This window comes from Pseudomonas sp. TH06 (assembly GCF_016651305.1).
Taxonomy (GTDB): Bacteria; Pseudomonadota; Gammaproteobacteria; order Pseudomonadales; family Pseudomonadaceae; genus Aquipseudomonas.
Window position 1 is genome coordinate 1,732,882 of sequence record NZ_JAEKEC010000001.1, and the last position, 15,535, is coordinate 1,748,416.

The window sequence follows — 15,535 nt, forward strand, 5'->3', positions numbered from 1 at the left end:
ACGCCCTGTAAGAGAGGCTTGTGTGGCGAGGGGATTTATCCCCGATCGGCTGCGAAGCAGTCGTAAAGTCAGCTTGCGCGGATTGTCAGGAAAGCACGATGCGCTGCATTTGGGGCTGCTTCGCAGCCCATCGGGGATAAATCCCCTCGCCACATGGTTTCCACAGGGATTGTGTCAGGCCCTGGCATTCCAGCGTGCGAGAACGGCTGGCAGATCGGTGAGGCTGCGAATTTCTGCATCCGGCAAACGCTCGGCTTCCCAGACTTTACCCGCCGGGTTAAACCAGATAGCCCGCAACCCGGCCTGTTGCGCCCCGGCAATGTCATCACCCGGATGATCGCCGATATGCACGGCGGTTTCGGCGCTGGCGCCACCGCGCTGCAATGCTTCGTGAAACAGTCGCGCATCCGGCTTGGCGATGCCGATATCTTCCGCGCACAGCGCAAATTTGAAGTAGTCCGCCAGCCCCAACCGGCGCACGTCGGCGTTGCCATTGGTAACCACGCCGAGCGAGTAATGATTGGCGAGAATCTCTAGCACCGGCTCAACTTCAGGAAACACTTCGATCTGATGCCGCGCATGCAAAAACACCTCAAAACTCTTGTCCGCCAGCTCTGATGCTTCGCCGTGGGCATAGCCTGCTTCTTCCAGCGCATGAAACAACACACGCCGACGCAACGCACTGATGCGGTGTTTGAGCCCCGGCTCGCTGGTCAGCACCCGCTCACGAATCGCCCACAAATGTTCCACCGGCACCGCGCCCAGATTCGGCGCGTGTTCGCTCAGCCATTGGCGCAATACCGCTTCGGCGCTGACGATCACCGGGGCGGTGTCCCAAAGGGTGTCGTCGAGGTCGAAGGTGATCAACTGGATGCTCATGAATCGTCGCCTTTCATGCGTTTGGCCCGTGGGTGGGCGCTGTCGTAGACCGCCGCCAGGTGCTGGAAGTCCAGGTGGGTGTAGATCTGCGTGGTCTTGATGTCCGAGTGGCCGAGCAGTTCCTGCACCGCGCGCAGGTCTTGCGAGGATTCCAGCAAGTGGCTGGCAAAAGAGTGCCGCAGCATGTGCGGATGCAGGTTCTGCCCCAGTTCACGCTCGCCGGCCAGTTTGACCCGCACCTGAATCGCTCGCGGGCCGAGGCGTCGGCCTTGTTGGCTGACGAACACGGCGTCGTCCGCCGGATTGGTCATCGCCCGCAACGGCAGCCACTGTTCGAGGGCTTCGCGGGCTTTTTTACCGACCGGCAGCAGACGGGTTTTGCTGCCCTTGCCGAGCACCTGCACCATGCCATCGGCGAGGTCGAGTTGATCGAGGTTGAGCCCGGTCAGCTCGGAAAGACGCAGGCCGGAGGAGTAGAACAATTCGAGAATCGCCTGATCACGCCGCGCAAGAAAATCATCCTCGACCGCACCTTCAAGCAGTTGCAATGCGCGGTCGGTGTCGAGGGTTTTTGGCAGGCGACGTTCGCCCTTCGGTGGCGCCAGACCCGTCGCCGGATCGTGGTCGCAAAGGCCTTCGCGATTCAGATAGTGATAGAGCCCGCGCACTGCCGAGAGCAGGCGAGCGAGGCTGCGCGAGGACTGGCCTTGCGCGTGCAGGCGGGCGATCAGGCTGCGCAGGCGCTGAATATCCAGCGCGGCCCAACTGCCGATGTTCTGCTTGATGCACCAGCCGAGGACTTTATCGAGGTCGCGGCGGTAGGCCGACAGCGTGTGCGGCGACACCTGCCGCTCACTGCGCAGGTGTTCGCAGTAAGCGTCCAGTTGTCGTTCCATGCTCAGCGTACCGAGCGCAGGGAGCTGTTGACCCGTGGCAGCACGCGGCCCATGACTTCGGCGATGTAGCTCAGGAACAGTGTGCCGACCGAACTCTTGTAGTGCTGCGGATCACGGCTGGCAATCGCCAGAATCCCGTGGATGCCTTGATGACTGACGGCAACTACGGCGGTCGAGCCGATCTGCTTGCGCTGTTCTTCGCCGAAGAGGAAATCCAGTTCATGTTCGCGCAGGTTGCCGCTGACGCTTTTGCCTTCGGTGAGCAGACCGCCGATGGCCGTTTGCGCGTCGGCGTGGGTCACCCAGCGACCGACCGGCGCGGGATTGTCGCCGAGCAGAATCAGGCTGACGAAGGGCACCTGAAAGTCCTGACGCAGGCTGTCTTCGACACTGATGACCACGTCTTCCAGGCTGGCGGCGTCCATCAGCGAGAGGATCAGGCGACGGGTCTTGTCGAACAGACGATCGTTGTCGCGGGCGACGTCCATCAAATGCGAGAGGCGGTGACGCATCTCGACATTGCGGTCGCGCAGGATGGTCATTTGCCGTTCAACCAGCGATACGGTATCGCCGCGCTGGTGGGGAATACGCAAGGCCGGGAGCAATTCTTCATGCTCGACGAAGAAGTCCGGATGAGCCTCAAGGTATGCGGCAACCGCTGCCGCCTCCAGGCTCTCGGACGCTGATTCGTCGGACTGTCGGGCGGGTACCTGAGGCTTATCGGTCATGGTTTCTGCTCACTCAAAGACGCACTTGTCCTTCGTATACACGCACTGCCGGACCGGTCATCAGCACCGGTTGGCCAGGGCCTGCCCATTCAATGGACAGACGCCCGCCGGGCAAGTCGATCAACAGCGGCGAATCCATCCACCCCTGACTGATTGCTGCGACAGCGGCGGCACAGGCGCCGGTGCCGCAGGCCTGGGTTTCCCCGGCGCCACGTTCCCACACGCGCAGTTGTGCGCGGTTGCGGTCGATGACCTGGAGAAAACCGACATTGACCCGCGCCGGGAAGCGCGGATGGTGTTCGATTTTCGGGCCCAGCTCATGCACCGGTGCACTGTTGATGTCCTGCACGCGCAATACCGCGTGCGGGTTGCCCATCGACACGGCGGCCAGTTCGACTGTGGTGCCGTCGACTTCCAGCTGATAGCTGATGGCCTGCGCCGGCGCTTCGAACGGAATGTCCGCCGGCACCAGGCGCGGAGCGCCCATGTTCACGCCGATCTGGCCATCGTTACGCACGTCCAGTTCGATGATGCCGCCCTTGGTCTCGACGCGAATCTGCCGTTTGGCGGTCAGACGCTTGTCGAGCACGAAGCGCGCAAAGCAGCGCGCACCGTTGCCGCACTGCTCAACTTCCGAGCCATCGGAGTTGAAGATCCGATAACGGAAATCCACGTCCGGATTGCTCGGTGCCTCGACGATCAGCAATTGATCGAAACCGATACCGGTGTGCCGGTCGCCCCATTGCTTGGCGTGCTTGGGTTGAATATGCGCGTGCTGGCTGACCAGGTCGAGAACCATGAAGTCGTTGCCCAGGCCGTGCATTTTGGTAAAACGCAGCAGCATGGGTTACTCCGGCAGCAGGCTTTCGCCGGCAAACAGCTCGGCCACGGTCTCGCGGCGACGCACTTCAAAAACCTGATCACCGTCCACCAGCACCTCGGCGGCACGGCCGCGGGTGTTGTAGTTGGAGGCCATCACGAAACCGTAGGCGCCGGCCGAATGCACGGCCAGCAAGTCGCCTTCTTCCAGTGCCAGCTCACGGTCCTTGGCGAGGAAGTCGCCGGTTTCGCAGATCGGGCCGACGATGTCGTATTTGCGCGCAGCGCCGTCACGCGGTTTGACCGCAGTGACGTCCATCCAGGCCTGATACAGCGCCGGGCGGATCAAGTCGTTCATCGCCGCGTCGACGATGGCGAAATCCTTGTGCTCGGTGTGCTTGAGGTACTCGACCTGCGTCAGCAGCACGCCAGCGTTGGCAACAATGAAACGGCCCGGCTCGAACACCAGCGCCAGATCACGACCGTTCAGACGCTCACGCACGGCTTTGATGTAGTCGGCAGCCAATGGCGGCTCTTCATCGCGATAACGCACGCCCAAACCGCCACCGAGATCGATATGGCGCAGGTGAATGCCGCAATCGCCCAAGCGATCAACCAGATCGAGCAAGCGATCAAGGGCATCGAGGAATGGCGGCAGCGTGGTCAGTTGCGAACCGATGTGGCAGTCGACACCGATGACTTCCAGGTTCGGCAGATGTGCGGCGCGCACGTACACGTCTTCGGCGTCGGCAATGGCGATGCCGAACTTGTTCTCTTTGAGACCGGTGGAAATGTACGGGTGGGTGCCGGCATCGACGTCCGGGTTCACGCGCAGCGAAACCGGCGCGCGAACGCCCAGCTCGGCGGCAACCACTTGCAGACGCTCGAGCTCGTCGGTGGATTCGACGTTGAAGCAGTGCACGCCGACTTCCAGCGCGCGACGCATGTCGTCACGGGTCTTGCCGACACCGGAAAACACGATCTTGTCGGCGCTGCCGCCAGCGGCGAGTACACGCTCCAGTTCACCACGGGAGACGATGTCGAAACCGGCGCCGAGACGGGCCAGGACATTCAGTACACCGAGGTTGGAGTTGGCTTTGACCGCAAAGCACACCAGATGCGGCATGCCGGCCAGCGCATCGGCGTAGGCCAGATACTGGGCTTCGATATGCGCGCGGGAGTAGACGTAGGTCGGTGTGCCGAAGCGGTCGGCAATGGCGGACAGCGCCACACCTTCCGCGAACAGCTCCCCGCCACGGTAGTTAAAAGCGTCCATGGCGATCCCTTAGTAAACGTCGTGCTTGTGTGCCTTGGAGGCAGGCTGCTTTTGCGAAGACTGGGCTTGCTCGGCCGGGTCCTGATCATCATCGGGCAGGTACAGCGGGCCTTTTTGACCGCAGGCCGAAACGAGGCAGGCAACCGCGACGAGCGCAGCAAGGGAAGAGATCAGGCGCTTCATGGCGAAATCCTTGAAAATGCGTTAATTGCGCCGGAGTATACCGGCCACCCGGCAGCTTGCCTATGCGAGGGGGTTCCCGTCCGGCGGGCCTTGCCCAAAGCTACCGGAACCGCCGCAATCTCCTGTAGGAGTGAGCCTGCTCGCGATTGCGGAGTGTCAGATACATATATGTTGACTGACACACCGCTATCGCGAGCAGGCTCACTCCTACAAGGGTTGGGTATCGGAGGGGCTGAGGGTGCTTGGTCGTTATCCTTTGCAATCGGCCTGCGGCGTCCGTATCTTTCGGCGCTTGAGCCTGATCAGACATTTTTTGAGGTTGCCGCAATGAGTTTGTCCGAAGCCCGTTTCCACGATCTGGTCGATGAAACCCAGGAAAAACTGGAAGACATCTTTGACGAAAGCGACCTGGATATCGATATGGAGAACTCGGCCGGTGTCCTCACCGTCAAGTTCGAAAACGGCTCGCAGCTGATCTTCAGCCGTCAGGAGCCATTGCGTCAGCTGTGGCTGGCGGCGGTGTCCGGTGGTTTCCACTTCGACTACGACGAAGAGAGCGAGCGCTGGATGTGCGACAAGAGCGAAGAGCAGCTCGGCGAAATGCTCGAGCGCATCGTCAAGCAGCAGGCCGGCGCCGAATTCGATTTCGAAGGCCTGTGATTCCGTGACTGACACCGCTCCCGTTCGTCCGCCCAAGCCGCTTTACAGCAACGTCAGCCCGGCGGTGCCTTCACCGTGCAGCGGCGTGTGCCGACTGGATGAACAGAAGGTTTGCCTTGGCTGCTACCGGCATGTCGAAGACATCCGCGAATGGCGCTCGGCGGATGATCAGCGCCGTAGGGTGATTGTTACTCAAGCCGCTGCTCGCAGATCCTTGGCCTGACTCAACCCTGTGGTGAGGGGATTTATCCCCGACAGACTGCGCAGCAGTCTCAAAAAGCTTGGGGCCGCTGCGCGACCCATCGGGGATAAATCCCCTCACCACAAAGTCTCCCTCAGGATTGAGTTGGGCTGATCGGGTGGGTGGCTTGTATATTTTTTGAGCTGTGATAGTGTCCGAACACGCCTCAACCCACCGAGGCTCGGTGAAAACCCCGTCTTTTTTGGCGGGGTTTTGCTTTTTTTGTGCAGAAGAAAGGAGTCTGCCCGGATCATGACCGCACCTTCCATCACCCTTACCCGTCTGGACGTGCAACGTCTGGAGCGCCTGATCGACAGCCTGGACGACACGCTGCCGGGCGTGATTGCGCTGCAAACCGAACTGGACCGCGCCGATACAGTGGTCGGTCACGATGAAGTACCCGCCGATGTCGTGACGATGAATTCTCGCGTGCACTGCCGCGAAGAAGGCAGTGGCAAGGATTACCACCTGACGCTGGTCTATCCCAAGGACGCCAATGCCGACGAAGGCAAGATATCGATCCTGGCGCCGGTAGGCAGCGCACTGCTGGGCCTGAAAGTCGGTCAACACATTGACTGGCCAGCACCCGGTGGCAAGACCCTCAAGCTGACTTTGCTCGAAGTCGAATCGCAGCCCGCCAACGGTGGCGCATTCCCCGAGTAATCCCGCCTCAGACCTGTTCGAGCGCCTCGTTCAGGGCGCGCTCCAGGTCGGCCTTGTAGCGCAGATACAGATTGCTTGAACTTTGCCCGTCACCGAGCAGGCCCGACAGGTCCAGGTCGGTGATGTAGCAGCGATAGCGTTCGGTTTCACGGCGCTGATCGACGATCTCCCGGGCGACCACGCTGAACAGCTGGTCGCCATGTTCCAGCTCGCTGAATTCCCGTTGATTGCAATACAGGGTGACTTGCACTTCCCCCGGTGCGGCTTTGCCGACGATTGCCTGCACGTCGTAAAACGGTTTGTTGACGGGTGTCTGCGGCGCCGGCCGGGCCTCGACCCGTCGCGCCCGTCCCGGGCCAGAAGGCAATATCTGGTAATACAAAGTCTCAAGGCTGGCCGAAGGCGCGGCGTCCATCGGCAGCAGCGCATCGCGTCGATACTGGATCGATTGCAGGAAACGCTGCAGCGGCACCAGCAGGCTTTGCTCATCGTGATACGGCAAATGTTGCTGCCACAGCGCGTTGAACTCATCCAGCACGTACAACTCGGCCTGCTGTTCGGTGATCCGGTAGAACACCTGAATGCTTTCCGGCTGGCCCATCGGCAGGATCAGCGCAAGGTCGTGATCCTCCAGCGCCATCGGGTCCAGGTGCAGCGGGCTGTAGCGCGGCTGTTCTTCGCCGAGGTAATCGAGCAGTGCCGGCAATGTCGCGAGGGCGACATGGTTGACCTGGCCCGGCACCAGTTCCAGCACGTGATAGTGCTGTTGCACTTGAATCAGGTAGCGGTGATTCAGTTCGCTGAGCAGCAGGTTTTGCGCGGTATCGACGATTTCTTCCACGCGGCGGGCAATGAACTGCGCACGGTTATGGCAGAAGCAGCGCACCTTCAGCGACGGTTGCAACGGCCCGCGTGGCAGATTATTGAGGTAGTCGCGCAGGCAATCGAGCAGGGCGTGGGGGCCGTCGAAACGGTTGACCAGCACTTCGTTCCAGCTATTGAGCGTGACCTGATCGAGGGTCAGCACGAGGTTTTCGCGGACCCCGGCGTAACTCAACGAGTCGGTGCGCTCGGTGGTCATCAGGATGTTCAGGTCGCGGTGATGCTTGAGCGGATCGACGCCGACGTTAACCAGCATCAGCACTTCGCTCGGCACGGCTGCGCGCAACAGCGGTTCTTCGGCCACGGTGGGCAAGGGCAGGGCGATGCACTGTTGCAGGCTGCCGAGTAGGTTGAACAGTTCGAACTCGCTCAGGTCGCTGGTGCCGGGATGCAGGGCCAGGCGGGTGCTGCTGTCGATCACGCCGTTGCGATGGCACCAGGTCAGCAATTCGAGCAATTCGCGGCTGCGCTTGATCGGCGCAAAGTGTTCCCACTCCAGCGCCGTGAGGCTGCCGTTGTACAAGCCCCACTGAGTCTGCCCGGGTTCCTTCTTGTTGCGCGATTGCACCAAGGTCAGGGTGTCTTCAGCCAGATCCGGGGCGATCCCGGGGTTGATGAACTCGACCTTGTCGGCCTTGCGTTCAAATGCGGCATAAAGCCTGCGACCGAGCACATTGAGATCACGCTTGTTGATCAGGCTGACGGTTTGTTCGGTACGGGCGAACTGGGTCAGGAAGCGATAGCTGTAATTGAGCTCGTTGACCAGTGCACGGCGTTCGGCGCTGACCTGACGGACTTTCCACTGGCTGCGGCTATCGAGCAGCGCCAGTTGCCGCTGATCCCAATGCCATTCGTTGGCCAGACGCTCCAGCAACGCGCGTTGCCAGCCTTGGCTGCGGCTGTTGCCGGTGAGCTTGCGATTGACCTTCAGATACAGCGCACGGCGTACCAGCTCCAGCCGTTCCGGCTCGTTGCGGGCGATGAGGTATTCCTCTATACGCCGGTACACGACCATGTACGGGTCGAGTTCATCGAGATCCAGCTGATTGGCGAACACGGCTTTTTTGAAGCGCAGGCTCAGGCACTGCACTTTCGGATGCTCGCTGGCGTAAACCTCGGTCAGCAGCAGTTTGAGCACTGACTTGTACGGCGACTCAATGCCCTTGAACAGCTGCCACAATCCGGCACCGATGAACTCGCCCGGCGGAATAGTCGCCAAGTGCCCGAGGTCGAGGGTTTCGTCGGCGCGGATAAAGCGCTTCGACAGCAGGGTGTGGGTGTAAATGTCGTAGGCGGTTTCTTCGTAAACCGGCACCAGCCACCAGATCGGTGTGCGCCCGGCCAGCCAGATCGCGGTGCGGTAGAACTCGTCCAGCAGCAGATAGTGTTGGGTGGTGCCGCAGTTTTCGGAGCTGAGTTGGCTGTCGCGTTCGCCTTTGACGAAGCGCACCGGGTCGATCAGAAAGAAGTGCGCCTCAGCTCCCTGGCTCGCGGCCCAGACTTCGAGTAACTGGCATTTCTTGCTCAGCTCGGCGAGTTCGCTCTCGCTCAGATCCGGCGCGTGGCAGACCCACACGTCCATGTCGCTTTGATCGGCCTGGGCCAGCGTGCCGAGGCTACCCATCAGGAACAGACCGTGAATCGGTCGCGGCGGGTTGCTGCCGTGGCGCGGCTTATAAGAGAACGAACGCGTCAGGCGCTGGGCTTCGGCGAGCACAGTGGCGTCGGGATCGTAATTCGACAGACCGGCCGGCGTACTGCCCGATACGTAACCCGGCAGCAGCGGATGATTGACGTGGAAGAACAGCGGCAACAGCGTCAGCACGCTCTGTTGGCGTGGCGATAAACCTTCGAGGGCGCGGCCGAGGCGGCCTTCATTGAGTTTTAGAAATCGCGCGCGCAGCTGGCTGAGAACCTTGCGATCAATTCCCTCGTCCAGGTCGGGGCGGATTTCATGGGTGCGCGTCATGTCAGCTCAAACCGGCTCGCAGGCTCGGACGTAGAGGGGCTAGATGTGGCAGGCAGTTTAGCCTTTGCGCGGCGGGAGTTTTAAGCTGAATTTGTTTTTTGACGTCAGATTTCTATCGCTGACGACGATTGACGTCCGGGCAGGCCCGCGGAAATCCCGTGGCAGGAGTTCCCGTGGGCGAAGTCGGGGGGATCAGGCGGTTTCTTGCTCTCTCAGAATGGTCAGCACGGTTTGCACATTTTGTGCAGCGTCGCGACCGAGGCTGGTCAGATACCCGCCATCGGGCTGATCGGTCAGATCTTTTTCAAAGAGGCGTTTGGCGGCAGAAATATGTTTCGGGGCAGCGGTCTGATGAATTTTCAAACCTTCCTGGGAACTGTCCAGGGGAAAGAGTGCGAGGACTTCCAGTTCGGCAACCAACTCAGGGGTAAGCGACATAAGGACTCCAGACTTTCTAGGAATTGGACGACAGCGTCCCTAAGGTGAACCCGCTTTTGCGGCGTGTCCAGTGCTCAGATCAGGGATTTTGTCTTGAGGCGGATTCCAGTGTAGTCGGGAGGTGGGAGTTGGCCGGATGGATACGTTACAAACATTGTAGGCCTTCACCTGCTCGCGATAGCGGAGTGCCTGTCAGCATATTCTTCACTGACAGAACGCTATCGCGAGCAGGCTCACTCCTACAGGATAGGGGCTTACTGCTTTTCGGGTGGCAGCTCTGGCAATGCGCGCAGTGCCGCTTCATACCATTCAGTATCAAATGCGCGGTCTTCATCAAGCATCGCGTCAATCTCGTAGGCCAGTACGTGAGCCATCAGATTGAGGATTTCTTCACGCTCAGTGCCCACCAGGGTCAACTTGTTGAAAGTCGCTTTGGCCGCTGGTGGATTGTCGCTTTCGATCTGGTTCTCGATGGCTTCGATCAAAGTAGCCTCGGTGAACTCTTCTTCGTCGTTGTCGATGTCTGTCGGCTCGCTCATGGCAGGCTCCTCAAGGAAAGGCGCCAGTTTACCTGCATTCAGTGCGGTGATGCTGCTGGCAGGAATCGCCCGGGCGATCTATAAACAGACACCGCCCACCCCGCACGGCCTGGAGGCAATGTGATGTTCAAACTCTACGGATTTTCGGTCAGCAATTACTACAACATGGTCAAACTGGCGCTGCTGGAAAAGGGGCTGCCATTTGAGGAGGTGACGTTCTACCCGACCCCGACGCCGGAGTCCTTGAAGATCAGTCCTCGCGGCAAGGTGCCGGTGTTGGGGGTCGAAGATGGCTACATCAACGAAACGATGGTGATGCTCGAATACATCGAAAGTGTAGGCAAAGGCGTGCCGCTGCTGCCGACCGAACCGTTTGCGTGTGCGCAGGTGCTGGCGGTGGCCAAGGAAATCGAGCTGTACATCGAACTGCCGGGCCGCGCCTGTTATGGCGAAGCTTTTTTCGGCGCAACGCTGCCGGAGGCGATCAAGGAAAAGACCAGAACCGAGCTGCTGCTGGGTTTTGCTGCACTGGGCCGCCACGGCAGATTCGCCCCGTACGTGGCGGGTGACAGCCTGAGCATTGCTGACTTGTACTTCCTCTACAGCGTGCCGTTGGCGTGTGCGGTCGGGCAGAAACTGTTCGGGATTGATTTGTTGGCTGAGATGCCGCAGGCAAAAGCATTGCTGGAGCGGCTGGAGCAGAATCCGCATGTGCAGAAAATTGCTGCGGACAAGGAGGCGGCGATGCCAGCGTTTTTGGCGATGATCGCTGCGAAGAAGTGAGTTTTGTAGTGAGTTGAACGCAGCTATCGCGAGCAGGCTCACTCCTGCAGGGGAACGAATTCCAATGTAGGAGTGAGCCTGCTCGCGATGCTTTTGGCTTTTGCTTTTAGCGGGCGGCGATTAGTGCCTGACCGCGCACCACGGCAGCCTTGACCTGCGCCGGCGCAGTACCGCCGATATGGTCACGGGCATTCACCGAACCTTCCAGTGTCAGCACGGCGAACACATCCTGTTCGATCTGATCGCTGAACTGACGCAGTTCTTCCAGGCTCATCTCGGCCAGATCCTTGCCCGTGTCCACGCCGTATTTCACCGCGTGGCCAACGATCTCGTGGCAATCACGGAACGGCAGACCACGGCGCACCAGATAATCCGCCAGGTCGGTCGCAGTAGAGAAACCGCGCAGCGCCGCTTCGCGCATGATCGCGTGTTTCGGCTTGATCGCCGGGATCATGTCGGCGAACGCACGCAGCGAGTCGCGCAGGGTGTCGGCGGCGTCGAACAGCGGCTCTTTGTCTTCCTGGTTGTCCTTGTTGTAGGCCAGTGGCTGGCCTTTCATCAGGGTCAGCAGGCCCATCAGCGCACCGAACACACGGCCGGTCTTGCCGCGTACCAGCTCCGGCACGTCAGGGTTTTTCTTTTGCGGCATGATCGAGCTGCCGGTGCAGAAGCGGTCTGGCAGATCGATGAACTGGAACTGCGCGCTGGTCCACAGCACCAGCTCTTCGGAGAAACGCGACAGGTGCATCATCGCGATGCTCGCGGCCGAGCAGAATTCGATGGCGAAATCGCGATCGGAAACGTTGTCCAGCGAGTTGCCGCCCACGGCATCGAAGCCCAGCAGTTGCGCGGTGTACTCGCGGTCGATCGGGTAAGTGGTGCCGGCCAGCGCGGCGCTGCCCAAAGGCATGCGGTTAGTGCGCTTGCGGCAGTCGACCAGGCGCTCGTAGTCACGGCTGAGCATTTCGAACCAGGCCAGCATGTGGTGCCCGAAGGTCACCGGCTGCGCGGTCTGCAGGTGGGTGAAGCCCGGCATGATGCTCGCGGCTTCGCGCTCGGCCTGCTCCAGCAGGCCTTTTTGCAGGCGGGTGATTTCGGCCAGGATCAGGTCGATTTCATCACGCAGCCACAGGCGGATGTCGGTGGCAACCTGGTCGTTACGGCTGCGGCCGGTGTGGAGTTTCTTGCCAGTGACGCCGATGCGGTCGGTCAGACGTGCTTCGATGTTCATGTGCACGTCTTCGAGGTCGATGCGCCAGTCGAACTGGCCGGCCTCGATTTCGCCCTGAATGGTCTTCAGGCCGTCGATGATGCTGTCGCGCTCGGCATCCGTCAGCACGCCGACCTTGGCCAGCATGGTGGCGTGGGCGATGGAGCCCATGATGTCGTGGCGATACAGGCGCTGGTCGAAAGTGACGGAGGCGGTGAAGCGGGCGACGAAGGCGTCGACGGGTTCACTGAAGCGGCCGCCCCAGGACTGATTGGTCTTGTCAGTGCTCATGAATTCGCTCGTATCGGCTTGAAGAAAAAAGGCGTGAAACGCTGGCGCGGATAATAACAGGGTTGCCAATCCTGTCGCTGACACCGGTCGATACGTTTTTTTCTCAACGTCTCATGCATAGTCGGCGCGTTACTTCGATGATTTGCGTAAGGATATTTTTCGATTGAGCAATATCGGCCCGACGAGCGTCTACAGTTGGACATAAGGGTCGGTGCAAACCGGATCGCGCAAAGGTCTGGCTGCCGACTATAAGAAAGAACAGGGGGTGGGTGTATTGTCCTTGGGCAAACCCCGCGCAAAGCGCAGGAAACAGCGGGCTTCGAGCAGTACGACCCGGACACTGGCAAATATTGCTGGCCGACGTACGGCACTTTTTGGCGCTCGGGCTAGTCTTAGCGTGGATCGCGGTGACGGACGTCACTTCACCTGTCTACGCTATCCTTGTGCGAGACTCACGCAGGAATCCAGCGCAATATGAATGTCCTGATCGTTGATGACGAACCACTGGCTCGCGAGCGCCTCAGCCGAATGGTGAGCGAGCTCGAGGGTTACACAGTCCTGGAGCCCAGCGCCACGAACGGCGAAGAGGCGTTGGCGCTGATCGACAGCCACAAGCCGGATATCGTGTTACTCGATATCCGCATGCCTGGCCTGGATGGCCTGCAAGTCGCTGCCCGTCTGTGCGAGCGTGAAACGCCGCCTGCCGTGGTGTTTTGCACCAGTCCCGATGAATTTGCCGTGGAAGCCCTGCAGGCCAGCGCCGTGGGCTATGTGGTGAAACCCGTGCGAACCGAACATCTGCATGACGCCCTGAAACGGGCTGAACGTCCCAATCGGGCGCAACTATCGGCCCTGACCCGTCCTGCTGCCGAAAGTGGCAATGGCCCGCGCAGTCACATCAGTGCGCGTACCCGCAAAGGCATCGAACTGATTCCTCTGGATCAGGTGGTCTATTTCATTGCTGACCACAAGTATGTGACCTTGCGCCATGAAGCCGGCGAAGTGCTGCTGGACGAACCGCTCAAGGCCCTCGAAGATGAATTCGGCGAGCGCTTTGTGCGCATCCATCGCAACGCGCTCGTCGCCCGCGACCGCATCGAACGTCTGCAACGTACGCCGCTGGGGCATTTCCAGCTGTTCCTCAAAGGCCTCAATGGTGATGCGCTGATCGTCAGCCGTCGGCATGTGGCGGGTGTGCGCAAGATGATGCAGGGCCTGTAACCCGGTCTTTCCGGGCGGTTCTCCAGTCTTTTTACCAGGCATCGCAGGCCAGGGAGGCCACGCCGTTTCTGATTCAAGTCAAAGTGGATTTGGCTGAGCTGTTATTATCCGCCGTATCTATTCAGTACGGATTGATCCATGTCCTCTCGCGAAATCCGCATCGCCACCCGTAAAAGTGCGCTGGCCCTCTGGCAGGCCGAATACGTCAAAGCCCGTCTGGAAGCGGCCCATCCGGGCTTGCTGGTGACGCTGGTGCCCATGGTCAGTCGCGGCGACAAGCTGCTCGATTCGCCGCTGTCGAAGATTGGCGGCAAGGGCCTGTTCGTCAAGGAACTGGAAACCGCGTTGCTGGAAAATGAAGCAGACATTGCCGTCCATTCGATGAAAGACGTGCCGATGGACTTCCCTGAAGGCCTCGGTCTGTTCTGCATCTGCGAGCGCGAAGACCCGCGTGATGCCTTCGTTTCCAATACCTATGCAAGCCTTGAGGCGTTGCCGGCCGGCAGCATCGTTGGCACCTCAAGCCTGCGTCGTCAGGCGCAGTTGCTGACTCGTCGCCCGGATCTTGAAATCCGTTTCCTGCGCGGCAATGTCAACACCCGTCTGGCCAAGCTCGATGCCGGTGAGTACGACGCGATCATCCTCGCGGCGGCCGGTCTGATCCGTCTCGGTTTCGAGGATCGCATCACTTCGGCCATCAGTGTCGATGACAGTCTGCCGGCCGGTGGTCAGGGCGCGGTCGGCATCGAATGCCGCAGCGCCGATACTGAAATTCACGCCTTGCTCGCGCCGCTGCATCACGCTGATACCTCTTCACGCGTGACCGCCGAGCGTGCACTCAACAAACATTTGAATGGCGGCTGCCAAGTGCCGATCGCCTGCTACGCGGTGCTCGAAGGCGAGCAGTTGTGGCTGCGCGGTCTGGTCGGCGAGCCGAGTGGCGGTCGACTGATCAGCGCTGAAGCCCGCGCGCCACGCGCCGATGCCGAAGCGCTGGGTGTAAAGGTTGCCGAGGACTTGCTCGGCCAGGGCGCCGAAGAAATTCTCAAGGCAGTCTACGGCGAGGCAGGTCACGAGTGATCGGTTGGCGCCTGCTGCTGACGCGCCCTGCCGATGACTGTGCGGCGCTCGCCGAGACGTTGGCCGGGCAGGGGATTTTCAGCAGTTGCCTGCCGCTTTTGGAAATCGCGCCGCTGCCGGTCTCTGACAAAATACGTCAGGCGATTGCGCAGTTGCCGAACTGCAGCGCGGTGATTGTGGTCAGCAAACCGGCTGCACGCATTGCGGTGCAACTGCTCGATGCCCAAGGGCTGCAATCGTTGGCGATGCCATGGTTCAGCGTCGGTGCGGCGACGGCGCAGATTCTTCAGGATCGTGGCCTCGACGCTCATTTCCCGGACGGCGGTGATGACAGTGAGGCTTTGCTGCAATTGCCGCGTCTGCGCGAGGCTGTCACGCAACCCGGCTCGCAGGTGTTGATCCTGCGCGGGGAGGGCGGTCGCGAGCTGCTTGCCGAGCGCCTGCGCGAGCTTGGTGCTAGTGTCGAGTATCTGGAATTGTATCGACGAGACTTGCCAGCCTATGCGCCGCAAGCACTGCCGCGGCGGATCGAAGCGGAACGCTTGAACGGGCTGGTGGTCAGCAGTGGACAGGGTTTCGAGCACTTGCGTCAGATGGCCGGCGATACGTGGCCGACGATTGCGCGGTTGCCGTTGTTTGTTCCAAGCCCAAGGGTCGCCGAGCTGGCACATGCCGCCGGGGCTCAAACAGTTGTGGATTGCCGCGGCGCGAGTGCCGCGGCTTTGCTGACGGCGTTACGGGAGCATCCCGGGCCCGTTCTCTAATGCAAAGGATGGA

At 60.5% G+C, this 15,535-nt stretch carries 17 protein-coding genes; 7 read left to right on the forward strand and 10 right to left on the reverse strand.

Translation table 11 applies throughout. The features are described from left to right. Positions 1-174: 174 nt before the first annotated feature. The 6 genes from JFT86_RS07625 to JFT86_RS07650 are packed head-to-tail and all read right to left on the reverse strand — an operon-like array spanning position 175 to position 4,781. Positions 175-879 (reverse strand): HAD-IA family hydrolase, encoded by a 705-nt coding sequence (locus tag JFT86_RS07625; RefSeq protein ID WP_201236322.1) that lies wholly within the window; start codon positions 877-879, stop codon positions 175-177. Then, positions 876-1,775 carry a tyrosine recombinase XerC gene (gene xerC, locus JFT86_RS07630; protein WP_039757393.1) on the reverse strand — a complete coding sequence of 300 codons (900 nt, stop codon included), beginning with the start codon at positions 1,773-1,775 and terminating at the stop codon, positions 876-878. Before xerC ends, JFT86_RS07625 begins: the two co-directional genes overlap by 4 nt. A 2-nt stretch (positions 1,776-1,777) precedes the next feature. After that, positions 1,778-2,503, reverse strand: a complete 726-nt coding sequence (locus JFT86_RS07635) for a DUF484 family protein (RefSeq protein WP_103302558.1) — start codon at positions 2,501-2,503, stop codon at positions 1,778-1,780. A gap of 13 nt (positions 2,504-2,516) precedes the next feature. Then, entirely contained in the window at positions 2,517-3,347 is an 831-nt protein-coding gene (dapF, locus tag JFT86_RS07640) for a diaminopimelate epimerase (RefSeq protein ID WP_008084573.1), read from the reverse strand. A gap of 3 nt (positions 3,348-3,350) precedes the next feature. After that, positions 3,351-4,598 (reverse strand): diaminopimelate decarboxylase, encoded by a 1,248-nt coding sequence (lysA, locus tag JFT86_RS07645; protein WP_201236323.1) that lies wholly within the window; start codon positions 4,596-4,598, stop codon positions 3,351-3,353. Positions 4,599-4,607: 9 nt separating this feature from the next. After that, a complete protein-coding gene (locus JFT86_RS07650) occupies positions 4,608-4,781 on the reverse strand; it encodes a lipoprotein (RefSeq protein ID WP_042561715.1) in 174 nt (57 codons plus the stop codon). A 327-nt stretch (positions 4,782-5,108) separates the two neighbouring features. On the opposite strand from JFT86_RS07650, the gene cyaY reads away from it, so the two are divergent. The 3 genes from cyaY (at position 5,109) to rnk (ending at position 6,345) form a co-directional block, all read left to right on the forward strand. Next, the gene (cyaY, locus tag JFT86_RS07655; RefSeq protein ID WP_007911100.1) at positions 5,109-5,441 is read left to right on the forward strand and encodes an iron donor protein CyaY; all 333 of its coding nucleotides are present in this window, start codon (positions 5,109-5,111) and stop codon (positions 5,439-5,441) included. A 4-nt stretch (positions 5,442-5,445) separates the two neighbouring features. Next, on the forward strand, positions 5,446-5,664 hold the full coding sequence (locus JFT86_RS07660) for a DUF1289 domain-containing protein (RefSeq protein WP_201236324.1): 219 nt from the start codon (positions 5,446-5,448) through the stop codon (positions 5,662-5,664). A gap of 270 nt (positions 5,665-5,934) precedes the next feature. Beyond that, a complete protein-coding gene (gene rnk / locus JFT86_RS07665; protein ID WP_007911103.1) occupies positions 5,935-6,345 on the forward strand; it encodes a nucleoside diphosphate kinase regulator in 411 nt (136 codons plus the stop codon). A 7-nt stretch (positions 6,346-6,352) separates the two neighbouring features. Here the strand turns inward: rnk and JFT86_RS07670 are convergent, their stop codons facing one another. The 3 genes from JFT86_RS07670 to JFT86_RS07680 form a co-directional block, all read right to left on the reverse strand. After that, entirely contained in the window at positions 6,353-9,196 is a 2,844-nt protein-coding gene (locus JFT86_RS07670; protein ID WP_201236325.1) for a class I adenylate cyclase, read from the reverse strand. Between the two features lie 192 nt (positions 9,197-9,388). After that, positions 9,389-9,634 (reverse strand): TIGR02647 family protein, encoded by a 246-nt coding sequence (locus tag JFT86_RS07675; protein WP_008084565.1) that lies wholly within the window; start codon positions 9,632-9,634, stop codon positions 9,389-9,391. Between the two features lie 254 nt (positions 9,635-9,888). After that, positions 9,889-10,173 carry a hypothetical protein gene (locus JFT86_RS07680; protein ID WP_122596690.1) on the reverse strand — a complete coding sequence of 95 codons (285 nt, stop codon included), beginning with the start codon at positions 10,171-10,173 and terminating at the stop codon, positions 9,889-9,891. 123 nt (positions 10,174-10,296) lie between these two features. Here JFT86_RS07680 and JFT86_RS07685 point away from each other — a divergent pair, with 123 nt between their 5' ends. Beyond that, a complete protein-coding gene (locus JFT86_RS07685) occupies positions 10,297-10,956 on the forward strand; it encodes a glutathione S-transferase (protein WP_201236326.1) in 660 nt (219 codons plus the stop codon). A 106-nt stretch (positions 10,957-11,062) separates the two neighbouring features. Here the strand turns inward: JFT86_RS07685 and argH are convergent, their stop codons facing one another. After that, positions 11,063-12,457, reverse strand: a complete 1,395-nt coding sequence (gene argH, locus JFT86_RS07690) for an argininosuccinate lyase (protein ID WP_201236327.1) — start codon at positions 12,455-12,457, stop codon at positions 11,063-11,065. Positions 12,458-12,931: 474 nt separating this feature from the next. Between argH and JFT86_RS07695 the strand changes: the two genes are divergently transcribed. From JFT86_RS07695 to JFT86_RS07705, 3 genes are all read left to right on the forward strand, one after another. Further along, positions 12,932-13,678 (forward strand): LytTR family DNA-binding domain-containing protein, encoded by a 747-nt coding sequence (locus JFT86_RS07695; protein WP_038359143.1) that lies wholly within the window; start codon positions 12,932-12,934, stop codon positions 13,676-13,678. Positions 13,679-13,816: 138 nt separating this feature from the next. Further along, complete coding sequence (gene hemC / locus JFT86_RS07700; protein WP_103302549.1) at positions 13,817-14,758, forward strand: hydroxymethylbilane synthase; 942 nt, start codon at positions 13,817-13,819, stop codon at positions 14,756-14,758. Then, positions 14,755-15,522, forward strand: a complete 768-nt coding sequence (locus JFT86_RS07705; RefSeq protein ID WP_201236328.1) for a uroporphyrinogen-III synthase — start codon at positions 14,755-14,757, stop codon at positions 15,520-15,522. The genes hemC and JFT86_RS07705 overlap by 4 nt, the downstream gene beginning before the upstream one ends. The last annotated feature ends 13 nt before the right edge of the window (positions 15,523-15,535 follow it).